This window comes from Curtobacterium pusillum (assembly GCF_013359865.1).
Classification (GTDB): domain Bacteria; phylum Actinomycetota; class Actinomycetes; order Actinomycetales; family Microbacteriaceae; genus Curtobacterium; species Curtobacterium pusillum.
This window is the reverse complement of record NZ_JABMCE010000083.1, coordinates 1-21,090: the sequence shown is the minus strand read 5'-3', so window position 1 is coordinate 21,090 and position 21,090 is coordinate 1. Positions and strand designations below refer to the sequence as shown.

22 protein-coding genes are annotated in these 21,090 nt (G+C 72.2%); 14 read left to right on the top strand and 8 right to left on the bottom strand.

Going from position 1 to position 21,090, the window contains the following annotated elements; all coding sequences use genetic code 11:
* Positions 1–31 precede the first annotated feature (31 nt).
* The 4 genes from HP507_RS12715 to rimK form a co-directional block, all read right to left on the bottom strand.
* Positions 32–1,039, bottom strand: coding sequence for an NAD-dependent epimerase/dehydratase family protein (locus tag HP507_RS12715; protein WP_175352163.1), 1,008 nt, complete (start codon positions 1,037–1,039; stop codon positions 32–34).
* Complete coding sequence (locus HP507_RS12710; RefSeq protein WP_175352162.1) at positions 1,036–3,735, bottom strand: alpha/beta fold hydrolase; 2,700 nt, start codon at positions 3,733–3,735, stop codon at positions 1,036–1,038. The genes HP507_RS12715 and HP507_RS12710 overlap by 4 nt, the downstream gene beginning before the upstream one ends.
* Positions 3,732–4,805, bottom strand: coding sequence for a 3-oxoacyl-ACP synthase III (locus tag HP507_RS12705; protein WP_175352282.1), 1,074 nt, complete (start codon positions 4,803–4,805; stop codon positions 3,732–3,734). Before HP507_RS12705 ends, HP507_RS12710 begins: the two co-directional genes overlap by 4 nt.
* An 89-nt stretch (positions 4,806–4,894) precedes the next feature.
* Positions 4,895–6,088 carry a 30S ribosomal protein S6--L-glutamate ligase gene (gene rimK, locus HP507_RS12700; RefSeq protein ID WP_175352161.1) on the bottom strand — a complete coding sequence of 398 codons (1,194 nt, stop codon included), beginning with the start codon at positions 6,086–6,088 and terminating at the stop codon, positions 4,895–4,897.
* Positions 6,089–6,157: 69 nt separating this feature from the next.
* Here rimK and HP507_RS12695 point away from each other — a divergent pair, with 69 nt between their 5' ends.
* Together HP507_RS12695 and HP507_RS12690 are read left to right on the top strand one after the other, a co-directional pair.
* Positions 6,158–6,640 (top strand): ATP-dependent zinc protease family protein, encoded by a 483-nt coding sequence (locus tag HP507_RS12695; RefSeq protein WP_175352160.1) that lies wholly within the window; start codon positions 6,158–6,160, stop codon positions 6,638–6,640.
* Positions 6,640–7,521: a serine hydrolase domain-containing protein gene (locus HP507_RS12690; protein ID WP_175352159.1), complete on the top strand. Its 882-nt coding sequence runs from the start codon at positions 6,640–6,642 to the stop codon at positions 7,519–7,521. Before HP507_RS12695 ends, HP507_RS12690 begins: the two co-directional genes overlap by 1 nt.
* A gap of 163 nt (positions 7,522–7,684) precedes the next feature.
* Here HP507_RS12690 and HP507_RS12685 read toward each other — a convergent pair whose 3' ends face one another.
* A complete protein-coding gene (locus tag HP507_RS12685) occupies positions 7,685–8,239 on the bottom strand; it encodes a TetR/AcrR family transcriptional regulator (protein WP_175352158.1) in 555 nt (184 codons plus the stop codon).
* A gap of 23 nt (positions 8,240–8,262) precedes the next feature.
* Here HP507_RS12685 and HP507_RS12680 point away from each other — a divergent pair, with 23 nt between their 5' ends.
* Positions 8,263–9,501 (top strand): MFS transporter, encoded by a 1,239-nt coding sequence (locus tag HP507_RS12680; RefSeq protein WP_217508778.1) that lies wholly within the window; start codon positions 8,263–8,265, stop codon positions 9,499–9,501.
* On the opposite strand, the gene HP507_RS12675 is transcribed toward HP507_RS12680, so the two are convergent.
* Positions 9,407–9,745, bottom strand: coding sequence for a YciI family protein (locus tag HP507_RS12675; RefSeq protein ID WP_175352157.1), 339 nt, complete (start codon positions 9,743–9,745; stop codon positions 9,407–9,409). The two genes, HP507_RS12680 and HP507_RS12675, sit on opposite strands and share 95 nt — an antisense overlap.
* A 77-nt stretch (positions 9,746–9,822) precedes the next feature.
* Here HP507_RS12675 and HP507_RS12670 point away from each other — a divergent pair, with 77 nt between their 5' ends.
* The 11 genes from HP507_RS12670 to HP507_RS12620 all read left to right on the top strand — a co-directional run bounded on the left by HP507_RS12670 (position 9,823) and on the right by HP507_RS12620 (position 18,923).
* Positions 9,823–11,100 carry a sensor histidine kinase gene (locus tag HP507_RS12670; RefSeq protein WP_217508777.1) on the top strand — a complete coding sequence of 426 codons (1,278 nt, stop codon included), beginning with the start codon at positions 9,823–9,825 and terminating at the stop codon, positions 11,098–11,100.
* The gene (locus HP507_RS12665; RefSeq protein ID WP_175352156.1) at positions 11,082–11,762 is read left to right on the top strand and encodes a response regulator; all 681 of its coding nucleotides are present in this window, start codon (positions 11,082–11,084) and stop codon (positions 11,760–11,762) included. Before HP507_RS12670 ends, HP507_RS12665 begins: the two co-directional genes overlap by 19 nt.
* A 147-nt stretch (positions 11,763–11,909) precedes the next feature.
* The gene (locus HP507_RS12660) at positions 11,910–12,791 is read left to right on the top strand and encodes an ABC transporter ATP-binding protein (protein WP_175352155.1); all 882 of its coding nucleotides are present in this window, start codon (positions 11,910–11,912) and stop codon (positions 12,789–12,791) included.
* Positions 12,788–13,864 carry an ABC transporter permease gene (locus HP507_RS12655; RefSeq protein WP_175352154.1) on the top strand — a complete coding sequence of 359 codons (1,077 nt, stop codon included), beginning with the start codon at positions 12,788–12,790 and terminating at the stop codon, positions 13,862–13,864. Before HP507_RS12660 ends, HP507_RS12655 begins: the two co-directional genes overlap by 4 nt.
* 172 nt (positions 13,865–14,036) lie before the next feature.
* The gene (locus HP507_RS12650; protein WP_175352153.1) at positions 14,037–14,384 is read left to right on the top strand and encodes a hypothetical protein; all 348 of its coding nucleotides are present in this window, start codon (positions 14,037–14,039) and stop codon (positions 14,382–14,384) included.
* A gap of 409 nt (positions 14,385–14,793) precedes the next feature.
* Entirely contained in the window at positions 14,794–15,015 is a 222-nt protein-coding gene (locus HP507_RS12645) for a hypothetical protein (RefSeq protein WP_175352152.1), read from the top strand.
* Between the two features lie 87 nt (positions 15,016–15,102).
* Complete coding sequence (locus HP507_RS12640) at positions 15,103–15,432, top strand: hypothetical protein (protein WP_175352151.1); 330 nt, start codon at positions 15,103–15,105, stop codon at positions 15,430–15,432.
* The gene (locus HP507_RS18445; RefSeq protein WP_175352150.1) at positions 15,429–17,330 is read left to right on the top strand and encodes an alpha/beta hydrolase; all 1,902 of its coding nucleotides are present in this window, start codon (positions 15,429–15,431) and stop codon (positions 17,328–17,330) included. The genes HP507_RS12640 and HP507_RS18445 overlap by 4 nt, the downstream gene beginning before the upstream one ends.
* 293 nt (positions 17,331–17,623) lie before the next feature.
* The gene (locus tag HP507_RS12630; protein ID WP_175352149.1) at positions 17,624–17,911 is read left to right on the top strand and encodes a hypothetical protein; all 288 of its coding nucleotides are present in this window, start codon (positions 17,624–17,626) and stop codon (positions 17,909–17,911) included.
* Positions 17,908–18,249, top strand: coding sequence for a hypothetical protein (locus HP507_RS12625; RefSeq protein WP_175352148.1), 342 nt, complete (start codon positions 17,908–17,910; stop codon positions 18,247–18,249). The genes HP507_RS12630 and HP507_RS12625 overlap by 4 nt, the downstream gene beginning before the upstream one ends.
* A gap of 203 nt (positions 18,250–18,452) precedes the next feature.
* Positions 18,453–18,923, top strand: a complete 471-nt coding sequence (locus HP507_RS12620) for a hypothetical protein (protein ID WP_175352147.1) — start codon at positions 18,453–18,455, stop codon at positions 18,921–18,923.
* 187 nt (positions 18,924–19,110) lie between these two features.
* On the opposite strand, the gene HP507_RS12615 is transcribed toward HP507_RS12620, so the two are convergent.
* Positions 19,111–20,262 (bottom strand): Gfo/Idh/MocA family protein, encoded by a 1,152-nt coding sequence (locus tag HP507_RS12615; RefSeq protein ID WP_175352146.1) that lies wholly within the window; start codon positions 20,260–20,262, stop codon positions 19,111–19,113.
* Positions 20,259–21,071, bottom strand: a complete 813-nt coding sequence (locus HP507_RS12610; protein WP_175352145.1) for a sugar phosphate isomerase/epimerase family protein — start codon at positions 21,069–21,071, stop codon at positions 20,259–20,261. The genes HP507_RS12615 and HP507_RS12610 overlap by 4 nt, the downstream gene beginning before the upstream one ends.
* Positions 21,072–21,090: the final 19 nt, after the last annotated feature.

Here is a 21,090-nt window from a genome sequence, read left to right as displayed (position 1 = left end):
TGATCCGCGACGGGACGGCGCGAACCTGCGGTCAACCGGCCGCGGCAGCCAGGCGGGCGAGCCCCTCGTCGATCGAGATCCCCGGCGTCCAGTGCAGGTCGCGACGGGTGCGACGCTGGTCGAACCAGTGCGCCGTCGACAGCTGCTCGGCGAGGAACCGGGTCATCGGCGGCTCGTCCTGGCCCGGACGCACCCGCCACACCGCCTCGACGAGCGATCCCGCGACCCGGGCGACGCCGGCCGGCACGTGCAGCCGCGGTGCCGGCACCCCGGACGCGGTGCAGATGCCGGCGAGGAGGTCGCCGACCGGGCGGGGCTCCCCGTTCGTCACGACGTAGGCGTTGCCGTGCACGCCCTCGTCGGCGGCGTGGTCCAGCGCGGCGACCATCGCGGACGCTGCGTTGTCGACGTAGAGCGTGTCGATGAGCGCGGCACCCGAGTCGAGCAGCGGCAGGCGTCCGGAGCGGGCACGATCGACGATCCGTCCGACGAGCTGGGTGTCGCCCGGGCCCCACACGAGGTGCGGGCGGACGGCGACGACGGCGAACTCGGGGTCGTCGGCGCCGAGGGCGATCAGTTCCGCGGCGGCCTTCGTCCGCGCGTAGTCGCCACGAGCACGCGAGGGCTCGGCGGGCGCGGCCTCGGCGCCGACGAGCGACGAACCGGTGTGCGCGACGGACGGCGACGACACGAACACGAACCGACGGACGCCGGCCTCGCGGGCCGCGGCGACGATCGACCGTGTGCCGTCCACGTTCACCCGGACGAAGTCCGCGGGGTCGCCGGCGAGCGACACCTTCGCCGCCAGGTGGACGACGGCCTCGACACCGTCGACCGCGCGCGCCACGGCGGCGGCGTCCGTCATCGTCCCGAGCACGTCAGAGACTCCGGGCACGTCAGAGACTCCGGGCGCGTCGGATACCCCGGACAACCCCGACGCTCGCCGCTGGAACGTCCGGACCTCGTGCCCGGCGTCCCGCACCGCGGCCGCCGTCGCGCGCCCGAGGAACCCGCTGGCACCCGTGACGAGGACCTTCACGGCCGGACCATCCGTCCCCCGGACAGCACCGAGGCCGCCCACCGCGACAGCCGCGCACGGTCGACCTTCGAGTTGTGCCGGATGTCGGTCGGCAGCACGGGCACGGTCAGCACGGCGGCGACGGGCACGCCCGCGGCGGCGCGCACCGCGGCGGACAACGCCGGCGAGGCCAGCCCCGGCCGACGCGTCGACGGCACCGTCTCGACGACGGCGACGACCTGCTGCGTGCCGTTCGGTCCGATGCCGGCGATCCCGGCGCGGCCGACCCCGTCGACCGCCTCGATGCGCTGCTCGGGGCCGACGGGCGTGACGACCCCGTCCACCGTGGTGACGACGTGCTGCAGACGGCCCTCGACCCACAGACGGCCCGACGCGTCGAGGTGCCCGACGTCGCCGGTGCGGTGTCCTCGCGGGTCGTTCACCCCGAGGCGGGAGACCCGGTTCTGCCGCCAGAGCCGGTCGTACCGGTCGCGGACGTGCGGCGCAGCGACGACGATCTCGCCGGTCACGCCCGGCTCCTCCGTCAGGCCCCCGGTCGGCAGTCCGCCGGCGTCGAGCGGGGCGATGCGCACGCGGACGTTCGCGGCGGGGCGCCCCACGCAGATGCCCTCGTCGGAGGACGCTGCCGCGGCCCGGACGCCGTCCAGGTCGACGTCGGTCATCAGCAGCCCCTCGGTCATGCCGTAGGGGGTGTGGGCGCTCGCGTTCGGCATGAGCTCGGTCGCGGCGGCCAGGAGCGCGGCCGACACGGGAGCACCCGCCGACAGGAACAGGCGCACGCGACCGAGTGCCGCACGATCGTCGTCGGTCAGGGCGGACGCCGTCGCGACGACGTTCGCGAGCGCCGCCGGCGACAGGAACACCACCGTGGCGTCGGCCGCCGTCACGGAGTCGGCGACCGCCCGGGCCGTCAGCGTCCGGGGTGCGGTCACGTCCATGTCCGGCGCCACCGACCGGGCGCCGAGCGCGGGGCCGAGCAGGGCGAACGGTGCGAAGCCGGCGACGAGTCCGGTGCCGACACCGACGTCGTACTGCGTGGCGAGGGCGTCCCGGACGGCACCGAGCTGGCCGTGGGTGTAGACGACGCCCTTCGCCGGACCGGTGGAGCCGGACGTGAAGAGCACGGCGGCGGGCGCATCCGACGCCGGAGCACCGGGCAGCGCGGCACCCTCGGCGAGACGTCGTGCACCACGGCGGGCCACGTCGAGCAACGTGTGCTCGACCCGGAGCGCACGTCGAGCGGGAGCGGGCAGCGCCACGGTGGCGATGCGCCGTCCGGGCCAGCCGAGCGCGCGGGCGGCTCCGAGCCCGGGCAGGGCTCCGATGATCCAGTCGGGTCTGGCTCCGCGGACGGCACGGGTCAGTCCGCGCAGTCCGAGTCCGGCATCGGCCACGACGACGACCGCGCCGATCCGAATGCAGGCGTACAGGACCGCCGTCAGATCCGCTCCGGGCGTGACGAGCAGTGAGACACGGTCACCCGCGCGCACACCGAGATCCGCGAGCCCGGCCGCGATCTCGTCCACCCGTCGGGCGAGCAACCGCCACGAGACGGTGCGGGGACCGCCGGGGGCGGCCATCTCGACGAGCGCGGGCTCGTCGCTGTCGCGCAGCTCGTCGAGGGCCGCCCACAACGGACGTGTCGGTGCGGTGTCGGCGTGTTCCGGGAGGCGCGGCTCGGCCCCGGCGGGCGCGTGGCCGTCCGGCAGGTGGTCGCCGAGCCAGTCGAAGACCGTCCCGGCGACGTCGGCGTCGTCCGGCAGCAGGTGCCCGGCGCCCTCGAAGCGGTGGACGTCGGCGTGCGGCAGGCGCTCCGCGAGGTCGTCGAGGTAGCGCTCGAGGAACACGGGGTCGCGCGGCCCCCACATGATCAGCGCCGGGACGTCGAGCGCAGCGACGCCGGCCGCGATCCGGTCGAGCTCCGGCGCGCTCGGATGCGCGGCGTCGACCGGGATGTCCGCGACGAAGCCGCCGATGCCCCCGCGCCGGACGGCACCGCGGTAGGGCGCCCGGTAGGCGTCGGCCACCGGTCGGTCGAGCCGGGGGTGCGCGATGGCGAGGGTGGTCTCGAGGAACGCCGGCGTCAGGACGGTCGCGCGGCCGAGCAGCTGCGGGCGGAGCGCGAGTCGGAGGGGAGCCGGGATCGGGGCGTCGTCGGGCTGGTGCACGGCAGTGTTGCACGTCGTGACGGCCACCACGAGGTCCGGGTGGTCGACCGCCCACCCGAGGGAGACGACACCGCCCCAGTCGTGTCCGAGGGTGACCACCGGGCCGGACAGCTCGAGTTCGTCCGTCAGCGCCCCGAGGTCCCGCACGCGGTCGGCGAGCCCGTGCTGCTGACCCGTCCGCTCGGAGAACCCCATGTCGAGCTGGTCGACCGCGACGACCCGCCACGCCGGACCACCGGCGGCGGCGAGCTCGAGCGAGGTGCGGAGCACCGACCGCCACAGGTACGACCAGGTCGGGTTGCCGTGGACGCACAGCAGCGTGCCGACCGGGTCCACGCCGAGTGCGGCCAGGGAGCCGGCCGTGTCGAGGAGGTGCCATGAGCGCTCGGGGCGATCCGCGCCTCCCGTCAGACCGTGACGGGCCGGGACGGTGACGAGCCGCGACCATGCGGGGTCGAGTCCGGGCAGGGGCGGCGGAGGCGTCGCCGGAGCCGTGGCAGCGGCGACGCGCGGGAGGCCGGACCTCACCAGCGCAGTTCCATCATCGCCGTGTTGATGCCGGAGCCGACACCGCCGAGGAACACCCGGTCGCCGGGGCGGATCGCACCGCGTGCGACCTCGTCGGCGAGCGTGATCGGGATCGACGCCGGGCCGACGTTGCCGAACCGCTGGTACGTGGTCGGGACCTTGTCCCGCGGGACGCCGATCGCCTCGACGAAGGCGTTCGTGTGCACGTCGGAGACCTGGTGCAGGACGTAGCGGTCCATGTCGGCCCAGTCGAAGTGCGAGCGGGCCTCGTTCCAGGCGGCGACCACGAGTTCCATGCCGCCCTTCAGCAGCATCTTCGCGTCCGTGAACATGCCGTCGACGCTGCCGACGCAGAGGTCGTACCACTGGGTCGCCGCGCGGGTGACGCCGCCGACGATCCGGTGTCCGGCCGGGTGGGCGTCGGCCGGTCCGAGCACGGCCGCGGCCGCACCGGAGCCGAGCGTGAGGCTCGCGAACTCGCTCATGAAGTCCTTGCGGTTCCGGCCACCCTGGTTCAGACGCTCGATCGTGTTGATCTGCACCTGGTCGGCGTCCTCACCGTCGACCACGAGGGCGTACTTGATCTGCCCGGAGTCGATCATGCCCGCCGCCACGCTCATGGCGTTGACGAAGCCGAGACACGCGTTCGCGATGTCGAAGTTGATCGCCGACGAGGGCAGGCCGAGGCCGTGGTGCAGCCGCACCGCGACCGAGGGCTCGAGGTGCGGGCGGGTGACCGACGTGTTGATCAGCAGGCCGACGTCCTCCGGACCGATGCCCGCCTCGGCCATGGCGCGACGCCCGGCGTCGATGGCGGCGTCCTGGAAGGACTGCCCCTCACCCCAGTTCCGGCGTTCCTTGACCCCGGCCACACGCTCGAGCAGGCCCATGGGCAGACGCAGCCGGCGCAGCACGCCCCGGAGCCGTTCCTCGATGTCCGCGGACGTCGTCACGCGCTCGGCCACGGTCGTCGCGACCGAGAGCAGCGCGACGTTGTCGTGTTTGGCCGTGGCGTTGCCGGGGCGCTCCGGCTCGCTGCTCGTCGTCGGGTCGACCGGCCGTTCCGTCATGATCGTCACCGACACATACTTCCGCATCCGTCCTGGATGCGCGATCCGGAAGCGCTGAACACCGGGGGACAGTGCGCATCCTGGCCGCGTCAGGCCTCCGGCTGGCGTGGCTCCTTGGGCAGCTTGCGGAGCTTGGCGCGCCGCTTGCGCCGCTCCGGGATCATCGAGCGCATCTCCTCGAGCTTGCCGAAGCAGAGCAGGCGGTCGCCGGGCTCGAGGGCGACGCCGCTGCGCGGGTTCGGGATGACGCTCGAGCCGCGGTGCAGCGTCAGGACCGTGATGTCGCGGTCCCAGAGCCCCGACTCCTTGATGGTCTTCCCCACGAGGTCGGCGTTGGTGTGCACGAGGAGCTCCGCGACGCCGTAGCCCGTCGACACCGACAGCCGCTGCCGCACGTCGATCTCCGGGAAGGCGACCTGGTTCGCGATGAAGTCGATGATCGCGCCGGCGATGTCGAGGCCCGTGGCGCGCTCGATGCCCTCGAGACCCGGCGACGAGTTCACCTCCATCACGAGGGGTCCCTCGTTGCCCTCGAGCATGTCGACGCCGGCGACCCGCAGGCCCATGATCTGCGCCGAGCGGACCGCGGCCTCCTCGTACTCCGGCGTCAACGTGACCTTCTCGACCGTCCCGCCGCGGTGCACGTTCGACCGGAACTCGTCGCCCGACGCACTCCGGCGCATCGCCGCGACGACCCGGTCGCCGACGACGAGCGCGCGGATGTCCCGGCCGCGGCTCTCCGAGATGAAGCTCTGGATGAGGACGTTCTGCTTCGTGGAGTGCAGCGTCTCGACGATGGACTCGGCGACCTTCGCCTCGGGAGCGAGGATCACGCCGATCCCCTGCGTGCCCTCGAGCAGCTTGATCACGACCGGTGCTCCCCCGACCCGCTCGATCGCCCCCCGGACGTCGGCGCGACCGTTCACGAAGGTCGTCGCGGGCATGCCGATGTCGTGCCGGGACAGGATCTGGTTCGCCCGGAGCTTGTCCCGCGAGTTCGTGATCCCGTTCGCGGTGTTCGGCGTGTACACGTCCATCTGCTCGAACTGCCGCACCACCGCGGTGCCGTAGTACGTGATCGAGTTCCCGATGCGCGGCAGGATCGCGTCGTAGTCGCTCAGCAGCTTGCCGCGGTACTGCAGGTCCGGGTCGTCGCCGGTCAGGTCGATCGCGAACCGCAGCGTGTTCAGCACCTTGACCTCGTGCCCGCGGTCGATCGCGGCCGCCCGGAGGCGCTCCGTCGAGTACGCGTGCGGGGCACGCGACAGGATGGCGAGTTTCATCGGTGGGGCTCCGCGGGGTTCGGGTTATCGACGGCGACGCTCCATCCAAGCATGCGACAGGATGGGGGCATGGCCCGAGAACCGAAGTCCCCGAACGGCGGTCTCGTGGTCGCCGGGTGGCGGGAGTGGGCCGCGCTGCCGGGCCTCGGCATCCCGTGGATCAAGGTCAAGCTCGACACCGGCGCCCGCAGTTCGGCGCTGCACGCGTTCGACCTCGAGGAGCTCCCCGGCGACCGGGTGCGGTTCTCGGTGCACCCCTGGCAGGACACCGACGCCGACGCGGTCACGATCGAGTGCGACGTCCACGACCGGCGCACCATCCGCAGCTCCTCGGGGCACACGCAGGAACGGATCGTCGTCCTGGCGGAGATGACCCTCGCCGGCCGCGTGTTCGAGGCCGAGGTCACGCTGAGCAACCGCGACCAGATGGGCTTCCGGATGCTGGTCGGGCGCGAGGCGCTGCGCAACGGCTTCCTCGTCGATCCTGCGAGGTCCTTCATGGCCGGCCGGGCCCCGAAGGAGATCCGGCGCCGGAACCGCGGACGCGCCTGATGGCCGACGCCCCGGCCGTGCTGGAGCGCATCGTCGCGGACATCGACGCGGAGCACCTCGGTGCCCACGGCGTGCACGTGCGGATCGGCGACGACGAGGCCGAACACCGTTGGCGCAGCGACGAACGCGAGAACCTCTACTCGGTGTCGAAGGGCGTGTGCGCGCTCGCGGCCGGCATCGCGGTCGACGAAGGACTGCTCTCGCTCGACACCCGGGTGCCGGAGCTGCTCCCCGAGGTCCGGCTCGGCGCGGGCGTCGAGGCCGTCACGGTCCGGCACCTGCTCACGATGACGAGCGGCATCGACTTCGCGTGGTTCGGCGACGAGGTCGTCCCGTGGCCCGACCTGGCCGCCGAGATGCTCGGCCATCGGACCGTCGGCCCGGGCGCGGTCTTCCGGTACAGCGACGCGAGCCCCTACGTCGCGATGCGCATGCTCGGAGCCGTGGTCGGCGACGTCCGCGACTGGCTGCTCCCCCGGCTCTTCGAGCCGCTCGGCATCCACAACCCGCAGTGGCACCGGTGCCCGCTCGGTTGGATCGTCGGCGGCAGCGGCCTGGAGCTCCGGACCTCCGAGCTCGCCCGCATCGGCGCGCTCCTGCGCGACCGCGGCCGGTGGGGCACCACGCAGCTCGTGTCGGCCGCGTGGGTCGACGGGATGCACACCGACTGGGTCGAGACCGGCGGCGGCGCACCGTTCGAGCGGTACGGGTTCGCGGTGTGGGACGGTCCCGGGGACGCGTGGCGGCTCGACGGTCGCTACGGCCAGTACGTCGTCGTCGACCAGGCCCGCGCGGCGGTGGTGACGATCACGGCGCACGAGGAGTCGCGGGACCACCGGCTCGCGGAGCTCGCGGCGGACGCGGTGCGCGCGATCGCCTGATCCGGCGTCCGCGGGACGGTCGGGGCCCGGATCGGGTGCGGCTCTCGAACGCGACCCGTCCACGGACTGGAGGCGCGGTGCGGGCCCGCACCGCGCCTCCAGTCCGTCGCCGGTGCCCGTCTCGGGCGGGCGGGTGGACGTCCAGGTGGCGCGCGGACGCGTGTCAGATCAGCGCGGCGGCGATCGTCCGGGCCGTCTCGGTGCCCAGGCCCGGGTCACGGAGGCGCATCGCGAGGTACCCCGACACGACGAGCAGGAGCTGGTCGGCGAGCGCCGGTGCCCGCTCGGCGCCGACGAGGGGCTCGGCGAACGCGGCCAGGCGTTCTCGGAGTGTGCCGGTCTCGAGGTCGAGGACCCCGCGCACGTCAGCGGGGGCGTCGACGTACTCGGCGGCCGTCCCGAGGAACGCGCACCACCGCGAACCGGACGGCGTGGAGCGGTACGCGTCGAGCGCGTCGAACACCGCCAGGAGTCGACCGCGATCGTCCGTGGCCCGGTCCACGGCCCGGTCCCACGTCGCGAGCCAGTCGTCGTGCCGTCGTCCGAGCGCCGCGGCGACGAGGGAGTCCTTGCTGGCGTACCCGCGGTAGAGCGTCGCGCTGGAGATCCCGGCGCGCTCGAGCACGGCGTCGATCGGGGTCGCGGCGATGCCGCGGGTGAAGAAGAGTTCCTCCGCGGCGTCGAGGAGCTTCTGCTCGGTCCCTGGACGCATCGCCATGAGGGCACCCTAGGCTCTGAATAGTGAAACGACCGTTTTCGTTGCAACAGCGTGTCCTGCTCGCGAGCGGGCTCGGCCTGATCGCCGCGACCTACGGCCTGGTCCGGCTGGCGTACGGGCTGTTCCTGCCCGACGTGCAGCGCGACCTCGGGCTGTCGTCGGATTCAGCGGGGTGGATCTCCTCCGGTGCGTCGGTGCTCTACTGCCTCGGCGCGCTCGGCGGGTTCCTGCTCGCCGCACGGCTCCCGCGGTTCCTGGTGCTCGCGGCCGCACTCGTCGCCGGGGGCGGGGCGCTCGGGATGGCGGCTGCTCCGGACACGACGGTGTTCGGGTCGGCCTCGGTGATCGGATCGGCGGGTGCGGGACTCGCCTCGCCCGCACTCGTCCGGCTCGTCGCCGAGCAGGTGCCGGACGCCGTGCAGGGTCGGGCGCAGTCGATCGTCAACGCGGGCACCGGACCCGGGCTGGTCGGCGCGGGCGTCCTCGCCCTCGTGCTCCTGCCCGACTGGCGCGCGGCCTGGGCGTGCTCGGGGGTGTTCGCGATCGCCGTCGGGAGCGTGCTGCTGTCCGCGTCCCGAGCTGCAGACGGCCACCGCGCCGGACCGGTGCCGCGGTCCGGCACCCCGGCACGGTGGTTCGCCGCGCACCGTGGAGCCCTCGCCGTCGCCCTGCTGTTCGGCGCCGGGTCCGCGGTCGTGTGGACGTACGGACGCTCGGTGCTCGTGCACGCGGGTGCCTCGGTCGTGGTGTCGGTGTCGGCCTGGGTCGCACTCGGCCTCGGCGGGGCCGCGGTCGTGGTCACCGCGCGGTGGACCAGCCGCCTCCGCGCCCGGACGCTCTGGGCCGTCACGACCGCCGCCGTGACACTGGCCGTCCTCACCCTGGGGACCGTGCCGCAGTGGACGGTGCTCGCCCTGCTGTCCTGCGCCGTGTTCGGTTGGGGATACACCGCCGCGACCGGAGCCCTGATCGCCTGGACCACCGAGATCGACGCCGAACGGTCCTCCGCGGGCACGTCGATGCTGTTCGTGGCGCTCGTGCTCGGGCAGGCGGCGGGGGCGGCCGGCGCCGGGGCGGTCGTCACGACGGGTGGCTACCCCGCGTCCTTCGTCGCGGGCTCCGCGGTGACCGCCGTCAGCGCCGCGGCGGTCCTGTTCCGGCGCCGCGTCAGAGCAGCGGGCGGAGCTCGATCTTCCGGTTGCACGCCACCGACGCCTCGTTCGCGACGCGGAGAGCGGTCTCGGTGTCCGGCAGGTCCATGACCCAGAACCCGGCGACGAACTCGGCGGGGTCGCCGACGAGCCCCGAGGTCGTGGCCGGTGTGCCGCCGCGTGCGTCGACGACGGTGGCGTCCGCCGGCGCGGACACCCCGGCGGCGAAGACGACCGCGTCCCCGAGCCGTTCGTTGAGCGCGTCGACCGCGTCCATCTCGGCCCGGGTCGCGGACTCGGTCCGACCGGCGGCGTCGGCCTGCCCGTCGTCGACGACGTTGACGAGGAACTGCATGGCGTCTCCTCTGCTCGTTGGCGGGAGGCTACTCCTGGAGGCGCGCTCCGGCAGACGTGCCCGCTAGCGTGGTGCGCATGGGGACGGTGGCGGAGTGGTCGCGGCTGCCGGTGGGGCGCCGGGAGCACCGGCAGGATGCCGTGCTCGCGATCGTCCTCGGCTCGGGCCTGGCGATCACGACGACGCTCTACGGCTCCGCCGGCACCTACGGCGACGACCAGGCCGCGTGGTGGGTCTCCGCACTGATCGTCGTGGCGAACGCCGCCCCGATCGCGTTCCGCCGGCGCTGGCCGATGAGCGTCGCCGTCGTCTCGGCGCTGGCCTTCGCGGCCACGCAGGTCCTGCACGTGCCCGAGGTCTTCCTCGTCAACTTCACCCTGTTCATCCCGCTGTACACCGTCGGGGCGTGGTGCTCCGACCGGGTGCGAGCCGAGGTCGTCCGCTGGGTCGTCATCGGCGGGATGTTCGCATGGCTGTTCCTCGCGATCGCGTTCGGCTGGGCCGTGCCGAACGCGCTGCCGAACGACGACGGCGGGCTCATCCCGCCGTACATCGCGCTCTCGCTGCTCAACATCGTCATCAACGTCATCTACTTCGGCGCCGCCTGGTACGCGGGCAACCGGGCATGGGCGTCGGCGGTCGCGAAGCACCAGCTCGACGAACGGACCGCCGAGCTCGCCGCGGAACGCGAGCGGAACGCTGCCCAGGCCGTGACGATCGAACGCGTCCGGATCGCCCGCGAACTCCACGACGTCGTCGCCCACCACGTGTCGCTCATGGGGGTGCAGGCCGGAGCTGCCCGGCGGGTGGTCGACCGCGACCCGGAGCAGGCGACGGCCTCGCTCGGCGTGGTCGAGGAGAGCGCCCGCACCGCGGTCGAGGAACTCCGTCGGATGCTCGGCACGCTGCGGTCCGACCACGACGACGACGGACAGCGCGGGGACGAGCACGGCGACGGCCCGAGCACGGAGGGCCTCGGGCGCATCGGCGAGCTCGCGGACTCGGCACGCACGGCCGGCCACCCGACGGAGTACGTGGTCGTCGGCGACGCGCGCGACGTCCCGCCGACGGTGTCCGCCGTGGCCTACCGGATCGTGCAGGAGGCCGTGACGAACGTCCTCAAGCACGCCGGCCCGAGCGCTCGCGCCGACGTCCGCGTGCGGTACCTCGACGACGGCGTCGAGGTCGAGGTCACCGACGACGGGCACGGCGAACGGCCGCCGCGGACCACCGCTGGCAGCGGACTCGGCCACGTCGGGATGCGCGAACGCGTCGGCGCCGTGGGCGGACGGATCGAGATCGGGCCGCGCGCCCGGGGAGGCTACCTGGTGCGGGCATGGCTACCGACGACCTGACCATCGTGCTGGCCGACGACCACGACCTCGTCCGGGCCGGGTTCCGCGTCATCCTCGAGTCCGAGCCCGGGTTCCGGGTGGTCGGCGAGGCCGCGGACGGTGCCGAGGCGGTCCACGCCGTGCGCGCGCACCGCCCGGACGTGGTCTGCCTCGACGTCCAGATGCCGAACGTCGACGGACTCGAGGCGGCCCGGCGGATCGCAGCGCTCCCGGATCCGCCGGCCGTGCTGGTCCTGACGACGTTCGACCACGACGACGCCCTCTTCCAGGCGCTCGAGGCCGGCGCCAGCGGCTTCCTGCTGAAGAACGCCTCCCCCGAACGCCTGATCGACGCCGTCCGCACGGTGGCGGCGGGCGACGCGCTGCTGGCCCCGGACGTGACCCGCCGGGTGATCAGCCGCGCGACGGCGGCCCCGTCGGCGCCGTCCACCACGCGCGGGGACGACGCCCTCGCCGCCGCCGGGCTCACCGACCGTGAGACCGACGTGCTGCGCCTGCTCGCCCGGGGCCTGAGCAACGCCGAGATCGCCACCGAGCTCTACGTCGGCGAGGCCACGGTGAAGACGCACGTGTCGAACGTGCTGCAGAAGCTCGGGCTCCGCGACCGCATCCAGGCCGTCGTCTGGGCCTTCGAGCACGGCGTCGCCGGTAACCCGGCCTGACACGTCCGGTACCCGCGCCCCATCCGCTCCCCGCCGGCTCCCCCGCACGGCGGACCCGTGATCCCCGCCGTCCGCGGGAGGTGGTCGATCGTCCCCGCGCAATAGCGTCGACGCAGGCGGTGCACACCGCCGCGAGAGGGGAACGAGATGCTCGCCATCGACGGGGTGACGAAGCAGTACGGCGACCGTCGGGTGCTCGACGACGTGACGTTCACGGTCGGCGACGGTCGCCTGACCGGGTTCGTCGGCGGCAACGGCGCCGGCAAGACCACCACCATGCGGATCCTGCTCGGCGTGCTGCAGGCCGACGCCGGCACGGTGTCGATCGACGGCGCGACGATCGGACCGGCAGACCGACGGCGCTTCGGCTACATGCCCGAGGAGCGCGGCCTCTACCCGAAGATGCCCGTGGCCGAGCAGATCGCGTACTTCGCGCGGCTGCACGGCGTCGACAAGAGCACGGCCGCCACCCGCACGGCCGACCTGCTCGAGCGGCTCGGTCTGACCCCGCACGCGGACGACGCCGTCGAGAAGCTGTCCCTCGGCAACCAGCAGCGTGTGCAGGTCGCGGCCGCGTTGGCGCACGACCCCGAGGTCCTCGTGCTCGACGAGCCGTTCTCCGGCCTCGACCCGATGGCCGTCGACGTGGTGCTCGGCGTCCTCCGTGAAGTCGCCGCCCGCGGTGTGCCGGTGCTCTTCTCGAGCCACCAGCTGGACGTCGTCGAGCGGCTCTGCGACGACGTCGTGGTGATCGCCGACGGCACGATCCGCGCCGCCGGGCCGCAGGACGAACTCCGGAAGCAGGCCGGCCCGGCGGCCTGGGAGCTCCTCGTCGACGGCGACGTGGCGTGGCTCCGCGACGAACCGGGCGTCACCGTCCGGGAGTTCGACGGCGGCTACGCCGTGTTCGAAGCCGAGGACGCCACCGCCCAGCGCGTCCTGCAGCACGCCGTCCAGCACGGCACCGTCGGATCGTTCTCCCCGCGCGTCCCCCGGCTCAGCGAGGTCTTCCGGGAGGTCGTCCGGTGAACGCCTCGTTCGTCCGGTCCGTGCAGCTCGTCGCCGCACGCGAGATCCAGGCACGCATCCGCAGCAGGGCGTTCGTCGTGTCCGCCTGCATCCTCATCCTCATGGTGGTCGCGTCCATCGTCGTCGGCGGCATCGTCGGCAAGGCCACCGCGGGTGACACCACCCCGGTCGCGGTCGTCGACGGCGTCGCGCTGCCGACCAGCAAGGGCCTCGACGTCACCGAGGCCCCGACCGCGGCCGCCGCCGAGCGCCTGGTCGAGAACGGCGACGTCGAGGCGGCGGTCCTGCCCTCCGACGACCCGCTCGGTTACAGGGTCGTCGGGCTCGACGACGCCCCGACCGACGTCGTCCAGGCGCTCAGCGTCTCGCCGCGCATCGAACTGCTCGACCCGAACGCGATCCCCGGCGGACTCGTCTCCATCGTGGCGCTGGCCTTCGGCGTCGTGTACTTCGCGTCGGCGGTGACCTTCGGCCAGTCGATCGCGCAGAGCGTCGTCGAGGAGAAGTCCACCCGCGTGGTCGAGATCCTGATGGCGGCGATCCCGGCACGGGCACTGCTCGCGGGCAAGGTCCTCGGCAACAGCGTCATGGCGTTCGCGCAGATCGTCGCGGTGGCGATCGCGGCCGCCGTCACCCTCGCGGTCACCGGCCAGGACAACATGTTCACCGTGCTCGGCCCGAGCATGCTCTGGTTCGTCGGGTTCTTCGCGATCGGGTTCGTGCTCGTCGCCTCGCTGTTCGCGGCGGCCGCGGTGCTCGTGTCCCGGCAGGAGGACGTCGGCAGCGTCACGACCCCGGTGATGATGCTCGTGATGATCCCGTACATCCTGATCATCGTCGCCTACGACGACCCGACGGTCCTGGGCATCATGTCGTACGTGCCGTTCGGTGCACCGATCGGGATGCCGATGCGGATCTTCCTCGGCACGGCCGAGTGGTGGGAGCCGGTCCTGTCCCTCGTGATCGTGGCGGCCTCGGTCGTGCTCGTCGTGGTCGTCGGCGCACGGATCTACGAGAACGCACTGCTGCGCACCGGCGGCCGTGTGAAGCTCGCGGAGGCGCTGCGCGGCTGACGCCGTGGTGCTCGCACCAGCCAGCCGAGCGGCGCTGCGCGGATGCTCCTCCCCGTCCACAGAGTTCTCGGCGTATTCTTGGGTTCGGAAGCAACGACGATTCCGGCCATGCCTCGTCGTGCTCACCTTCCCCACCGCTCGACGGGCGCGAACTGCGAACCAAGAGCCCTTCGTGTCAGAACACCTCATCGAGTACGTCGCCCGTGACCGCACGGGCATCACCGCCGTCGTGACGCCCACGAGCGTCATCGACGTCGACACCGTCATCAGGAACATCCACGCCGGGCACGCCGGGTACTACGTCGCAGCCGACTCGTGGAAGCGCACCCCCGTCCGGAGCATGTCGTTCCTCGGCGGGGCGTACCTGTTCGCGAACTGGGACGGCTCGAAGCGGAACATGCTGCACGACCTCGCGTTCCGTGCGCCCACCCGGTCGATCGAGATCACGCCGCAGCCGCAGCCGCGGTTCTCCCGGGTGCTGGCCGCGCTCTTCGGTCGTCGGCGCTCCCCGCAGCGCTGAGGCCTCCCTCGCCCGCGGAGCGCGCGCACGGGGACCGCACCGTGTGCGCGCCGCGATGACCGGCGGGCCAGGATGGACCCGTGGAGTACGCGGCGGACCGGTGGGTGCGGCGGCTGCGCGACGGTGTCGTCCCGAAGCCGTGGCCCGTGCTCGTCGGAGCAGCCCTGCTGACGATCGGCGCAGCGGTCGCCCTCGTCGCCGAGTTCTCCGGTCCCGGGTTCTTCGACCACGTCACGGGATCGCGCGCCCAGTCCTCGGTCGTCCTGTTCCCGGCGTTCCTCGTCGTGCTCGGGGTCGGCATCGTCATCGGCACCGGGTGGAGCGGTCGGCGTGACCGTCGGACCCTCGCCCGCATCCGGGGCAGCGGTCGCACGCCGGCGTTCTTCCTCCCGGTGTGCGCCAAGACCCCGTGTTCGATCTCCCGTGGGCGGACCACCGGAGGATCGACGTCGCCACGAAGGACTCCCGCGGCATGCGGATCGACTACGCGCTCTGGTTCGACCTGGCCGACGGTGGCACGCTCGTCCTCTCACCGCGAACGACGCTCGGCCGTCCCTTCGAGGCCGGGCAGACGAAGCTCGACATCCTCATGCGGGTCCTGCGGTCGCTGCGGCGCGAACTGGAGCGCTGAGGACGCGGGCGGACCGAACCCGTAACGCATCGGGGGTTGCATGCGGCATTTCACTGGGTAGAGTGGTGTCGATCGAGGGGGGGGATCATGAGTCGAGGGTGGAAGGTCGACATCGCCGGTTCGAAGGCGATCATCGACAAGACCGCGAACGCGGGTTCGTGCATGCAGGACGCGTCGGTCGACGTGGACGCCGCGCTTCGGGCCGTCGTCAGCGCGCTCACCGGGACGGATGCAGCGGGTTCGGCGCAGGGCTTCCTGAACGCGCGCCAGGGGGACGCGACGGCAGCAGTCCGTGCCGTCCAGCGGGCGATCACGGCGGCGACCGGCGCGATGAGCGCCTTCGCCGAGGCGGATGCCACGATGGCCAGCCACACCGCGGTTGCCAGCGCTGACGCCGGCGGGCGGGGGAAGCGGTGAGCGCAGGACTCATCGACGAGAGCGCGCTCCCGACGGTGACCTCGTCGAACGCCGCCGTCAGCGACAGTGCGACGGCCCTCCGGTCGTCGACGGCCCAGGTGCAGCAGGCCGCCGGTGATGCGCAGAGCTCTTGGAGCGGTATCGGCGGTGCGCTGTCGTCCCCCGGCGCGACCGACGCCATCCCCGACGCGATGCACGGCGCGACGGAGAAGTCCCGTGACCTGGCCGCCGCCGGCTCCGCGGTCGCGACGGCGCTCGACGCCTTCGCGGACGAGGTCACCGCGGTCCGGCGCACCCGTCGATCGCTGTCCGCCGACATCGAGGAACTCCGGGCACGGGTCGCGTCGTCGGACAGCGACGAGGCGGTCCCTGCCGAGTTCCGAGCGCTGAACGAGGACCTGCACGAACGGGCACGCCGGCTGCGCACCAGGTGGCGGACGGCGCAGGACGACCTCAGCCAGGCGATCCGTGCCCAGGTCCGTGGGGGCCCACAGCTGTTCCCGACGCTGAGCGGGAACACCCTCGCGGCACCGTTCGCCAGGGTCGACTTCGGGGCGGCTGCTCTGGCGTTCGGCGATGCTGCCCGTCTTCCGGTGCTCGCCCGCCTCGCTGCGAAGGGTCCGGACGCCCTCCGGAAGTGGGCGGCGGACCACCCGGATGAAGCTCAGCGCATGCTCGAGCACCCTCCCTCCACGGTCGACGTCAAGTCCTGGTGGTCGGGTCTCGACGCCGACGAGCGCACGGCCCTCGTCACCGGGCTGTCCATGGTCGTCGGCAACCTCAACGGCGTGCTCTACGCTGACCGCGCACGGGCGAACCGGCACACCCTCGACACGGAGCTCAAGAAGGCGCGAGCCCGGCACCGGAACCTCATCGCCAAGGCCAGCCTCGGGACACCCCTTAACCCCATCGAGCGGGCCGAGTTCGATCGCTTGCTCGAACGGATGGATGCGCTCGAGGCACTCAACAGGACGCTGCTCGCGAGCACTGCCGCGGCGCCGCGCACCATCGTTTCACTCACCCTCGGGCACCCTCCGCTCGCCGCCGTCGCAATCGGTGACCTCGACACCGCACGCAACATCACGGTGAACGTGCCGGGCATGGGCAACACCGTCGCTGACAGCATGGAGGGGTGGACCGGCGGCGCCGACAACCTTCTGGGCGAACAGCGGCGAGCAGCCGCACGGCAAGGCGCTGACCAGAACTTGGCTACGATCGCGTGGATGGGATACGACACCCCGGACATGCCGCCGAGCATCGATGTCCTCAGCTCTACGAAGGCATCGGCCGGAGCTCAGAACCTGAGCCGTTTCCTCAGCGGGGTCTCCGACAGCCGCGGCTGGGATGGCGGGTCGCACCTCTCCGTCGTGGCGCATTCCTACGGCACCACGACGGCAACACTCGCCGTGGCGAAGACTCCGGTGGCGAACCTCACGCTGCTCGCATCAGCCGGGATCGATCCGCACGTCCCCGACGTGCACGCCGTCGATGTGCCGCGCGGGCACGTATGGGCTTCCCAGTCGAAGAAGGACCTCATCGCGAACATCGGTCGAGGCGCCGTTGAACTCCCTCGTCTGGGGTTCGGCGGTGAGCAGCCGATCAACACAGCAAACCCGTTCACGTCCAATCGCACCTTCGTCCTCGCACTACCCAGCGCACACACCCTCAACCCGAGCGATCCGGCCTGGGGTGCACGGACGTTCTCGTCGAACGACGTCAACATCGGTGGCGAGTCCTACGTGGGGTCCGACGGCCACGGGGCGACTCCTGCTACCGAGGCCGCCCTCGCGAACAAGAGCGTGACGGCGTACGGCTACCTCGACGTAGGGACGTCCTCGCTCAGGAACACCGCGTACACGAGCCTCGGGTACACGCCGGCCGGAAAGAAGATTCCATGAGGCTTCGAGGGCGCAACCTCATCCCGATCATCCCTGCCGCATTGCTCTGCATCACGGTCGTGGGTTGCTCGTCTGTCACGCACACTCCACAGGAGGCAACAATGTCGTCAACGGCCTCATCGGATGCGAAACGCGTCTGGGATGAGATGAACTCCCGAGCCGAGACAAGCCAGGCGCTCGTCGGAGGGGATTGGCTCGCATCGGATACGTCCGCTCGAGTGTGCGGAACCGGCGGCGTGCAGTGGGCAGTGAGCCGGATCGGGCCGGGTACGAGCGCTGACGATCGCGTGAGCGTGGCCGACAAGGTCGAGTCGCAGTGGCGCGAACTGGGTTGGAAGCCCGTGCGCTCAGAGCTCACCGGAGACGCTCCGGGCCTGCAGTTGCGATACCCAGGAGCGGGCACCTTCGAGGACGGGTTCTACGTCGAGTTCGCAACCACGGAGCACGGGTCGACCATCGCCTTGCAGACGCCGTGCACCCCCGGCGACGTCGACTCCCTCAACCGAGAGAAGTACGCCGAGAAGCACACGAACACCCCGCCCGACGTCCCCGGGGCCTCGTCGACGGGAGCGACTCCGTGAGCGCCACGATGGGCAAGGACTACTGGGCTCGCGAGCAGGAACGCCTCGAACGTCCACGCAGCTGGTGGATCGCCGGCCCGGGCATCGCGGCGCTCGTGATCGGTGCCATCGCGCTCATCGTGGTGAGCCGCTCGCCCGAGCACCTCTGGTTCCTCCCGGTGATCGCGCTCGTCCAGGCGGGCCTGCTCGTGTGGACAGCGGTGGCGCTGGCGAAGGTCCGCGGACGCCGCCCGCTCGCGCGCACGGTCGGCATCGCGGGGATCGTCGCCGCGGCGATCTGCATCTGGCAGTCGCTCGGGTTCCTGTTCGCAATGGTGCTCCTCAGCGGAGCGGCCTGAGCGCTCACCGGCGCAGAACGACGTCAGTCAGGACACCGACCTGGCCGGCAGCCACTCGCGGGACTGGGTCGCACCGACCACGACGGGCCGCGGGGACGAGATCGGACGGACGGACGATGACGGCTAGGACGAGACTCCGCCGGGCCGTGATCCCCGCCGTCCTCCTGGGGGCGACCACGACTGCACTGCTCACGGGTTGTGCGATGGCTGACGACACGACCACCACCGAACCATCGACCCCGGCGCGCACGAACACGTCGCAGAGCACCGATGGCGATCCGATGACCGCGGAGTCCGCGAACGCCGAGCAGATCGCGTTGCTCGACGCTCTGACCGGTGCCGTCCCCGGATCGTGGGGCGAAGCGACCGTGAACCGGTTCCGGACCTGCACCACGCCCTCGGCCGGGAGCGGAGTTCAGATCACTCGAGAGGTCCGCGGCGACGGGGTCCCGGACCCGGCTGCGGCTGCCGAGGCATTCCGGTCCGTGCTCCTCGAGCGTGGGTTCGACGCTGAGGTCCGCCGCGGCTCCGAGGTGGTCGGCACCGGCGACGCGCACCGGTACGCCGCGTTCAACGCCGACGGGACAGCGTCCATCATCCAGGCGTACAGCGCCTGCTACGCGTTCGACTCCACGTCGGGTACGCCGAGCGTCCCGCCCACGCCCGCGGAGTGAGGACGACGCCTCCGAGCGGTTCTCGATGCACAACGGCTTCTTCGTCGAGTTCGGCGCCACGGGAGCCCACTCCGTGAGCGCCACGATGGGCAAGGGCTACCGGGTCCGCGAGCAGGAACGCCTCGAACGTCCGCGCAGCTGCTGTATGGCCGGCGCCGGTCTCCCGGAACGACGTCCGCAGGCGCAACTACACGCTGACTGCCTCCAGCGTCGCCGCGAACGGGTCGAAGTCCTCGGGCAGCGCCCCGATCGGCGCCACCGTCGACTCCACCTCGACGAACGACCGCCGCTCGATCGACTCCTCCACCGCGACCATGGCGTCGAGCACGTGGTACCCGACCTCGCCCGTCGCGATGTGCGAGCCACCGCCGCGGATCGCCCGCGCCATGTCGAGCACGCCGAGTCCGCGGCCGACCGTCGGCTCCTCGTCGAGGAGCACGTCGAACTCCTGCGAGAACGGGAACGACGCGTCGGCCGTGAGCGGCCGGGCGATCCGGATCGGGTGCCCGCCGCCGAAGGTGTTCGGGTCGGGCAGGACGATGGTGCCCTCGGTCCCGTTCACCTCGAACACGCCGTGCCGGAACAGCGGGGTGTCGAACGACAGCAGCGACTGCGCGTCGCCGCCCTGCTCGAACGAGGTCAGGACGGACACGTGGGTCGGCACCTCGACCGGGAACGACTCTCCTGCGCGGGGGCCCACGACGAGCGAACGGGTCTCCCGCGACTTCGACCCGGTGGCGACCACGGAGTCGATCGGACCGAGCAGGTGCACGAGGGCGGTGAAGTAGTACGGGCCGATGTCGAACAGCGGCCCGGCCCCCTTCGCGTAGAGGAACGACGCGTTCGGGTGGAACACGTCGGGTCCTTGCCACTGCATGCTCGTGACCGCGGTCAGCGGGGTGCCGATCGCGCCGGACTCGATCGCACGCTTGGCGGTCTGCCATCCCGGGCCGAGCACGGTGTCGGGCGCGATGCCGAGCTTCAAGCCGAGGGAGTCGGCGAGCGCCACGAGCTCTGCAGCCGAGGCCCGGTCGACACCGATCGGCTTCTCGCTCCACACGTGCTTGCCCGCGCGCAGGGCCGCCGTCGACACCTCGACGTGCGTGGCCGGCAGTGTGAGGTTGACGACGATCTCGACGTCGGGGTCCTCCAGCACGGAGGAGCCGTCGCCGGACGCGGGGACGCCCCACTTCTCGGCGGAGGCCGCGGCGCGCGCGGTGTCGATGTCGCCGATGCGGACGACCTCGATGTCCGGGAACGCGGTGAGGTTCGTGAGGTACTGCTCGCTGATCATGCCGGCGCCGATGAACCCGACGCCGACCTTGCCCGTGCGGGTCATGCGGCCACCTCCTCGGAGAGCTGCGCGGCGAGCCACGCGTACGACTGCGCGACACCGTCGAAGATGTCGCCCGAGAACCCGTCGAACTCGATGACGGCGTACTCGAGCGAGGGCGCCGCGGCGAGCGCCTCGGCGAGCTTGACGTCGCCCTGTCCGGCCGGGGTCTGGTCCTGCGGGACCTGCGCGGTGGAGATGTTCCCGGTCATCGGGCCGTCCTTGACGTGCACGGCGACGATGCGGTCGCCGAGCTCCTGGATGAACGGCACGAGGTCGATGCCGGCGGCCGAGGCCCAGTACAGGTCGAGCTCGAGCACGACGGCGGGGTCGAGCAGCGTCGCGAGCACCTGCAGCGCCGGCTTTCCGTCGATTCGCGGGCGGAGCTCGTGGTCGTGGTTGTGGTACCCGACACGGAGCCCGTGCGCAGCGGCCTCGGCAGCGGCCGCGTTGAGTCGGGCGGCGACGCGCTCGACGCCCTCGCGGGTGGTCCACGCGTCGGGCCCCACGAAGGGGTCGATGACGATCTCGAGGCCGAGTTCCTTCGCGGCGGCGAACGTGTCGGCGTGCGAGGGCGCCGTCATGACGCTGCCGTCGGGCAGCGGGATCGTCTCCTCGACGAGGAAGGCGTGCCCCGTCTTCGCGGAGATGCCGTGCGCGTCGAACGCGGACTTGAGCTGCGCTGCCCGGTCCACGAACGCGAACGCCTCGACGGTGTCGAAGCCGATCTCGGCGAGGCGACGGACGCCGCCGTCGAGGTCGGGCTCCAGCGCGGCGTTCACCGTGTAGAGCTGCAGGGAGATGGCGGGTGCCATGTCGGGTCCTTTCCGTCGG

Coding starts and splice junctions, on each gene's coding strand:
- HP507_RS12705 (WP_175352282.1), bottom strand. CDS start 4,805: ATGACGGAACGGCCGGTCGACCCGACGACGAGCAGCGAGCCGGAGCGC.
- rimK (WP_175352161.1), bottom strand. CDS start 6,088: ATGAAACTCGCCATCCTGTCGCGTGCCCCGCACGCGTACTCGACGGAG.
- HP507_RS12695 (WP_175352160.1), top strand. CDS start 6,158: ATGGCCCGAGAACCGAAGTCCCCGAACGGCGGTCTCGTGGTCGCCGGG.
- HP507_RS12690 (WP_175352159.1), top strand. CDS start 6,640: ATGGCCGACGCCCCGGCCGTGCTGGAGCGCATCGTCGCGGACATCGAC.
- HP507_RS12685 (WP_175352158.1), bottom strand. CDS start 8,239: ATGGCGATGCGTCCAGGGACCGAGCAGAAGCTCCTCGACGCCGCGGAG.
- HP507_RS12675 (WP_175352157.1), bottom strand. CDS start 9,745: ATGCAGTTCCTCGTCAACGTCGTCGACGACGGGCAGGCCGACGCCGCC.
- HP507_RS12670 (WP_217508777.1), top strand. CDS start 9,823: ATGGGGACGGTGGCGGAGTGGTCGCGGCTGCCGGTGGGGCGCCGGGAG.
- HP507_RS12665 (WP_175352156.1), top strand. CDS start 11,082: ATGGCTACCGACGACCTGACCATCGTGCTGGCCGACGACCACGACCTC.
- HP507_RS12660 (WP_175352155.1), top strand. CDS start 11,910: ATGCTCGCCATCGACGGGGTGACGAAGCAGTACGGCGACCGTCGGGTG.
- HP507_RS12640 (WP_175352151.1), top strand. CDS start 15,103: ATGAGTCGAGGGTGGAAGGTCGACATCGCCGGTTCGAAGGCGATCATC.
- HP507_RS12620 (WP_175352147.1), top strand. CDS start 18,453: ATGGCTGACGACACGACCACCACCGAACCATCGACCCCGGCGCGCACG.
- HP507_RS12615 (WP_175352146.1), bottom strand. CDS start 20,262: ATGACCCGCACGGGCAAGGTCGGCGTCGGGTTCATCGGCGCCGGCATG.
- HP507_RS12610 (WP_175352145.1), bottom strand. CDS start 21,071: ATGGCACCCGCCATCTCCCTGCAGCTCTACACGGTGAACGCCGCGCTG.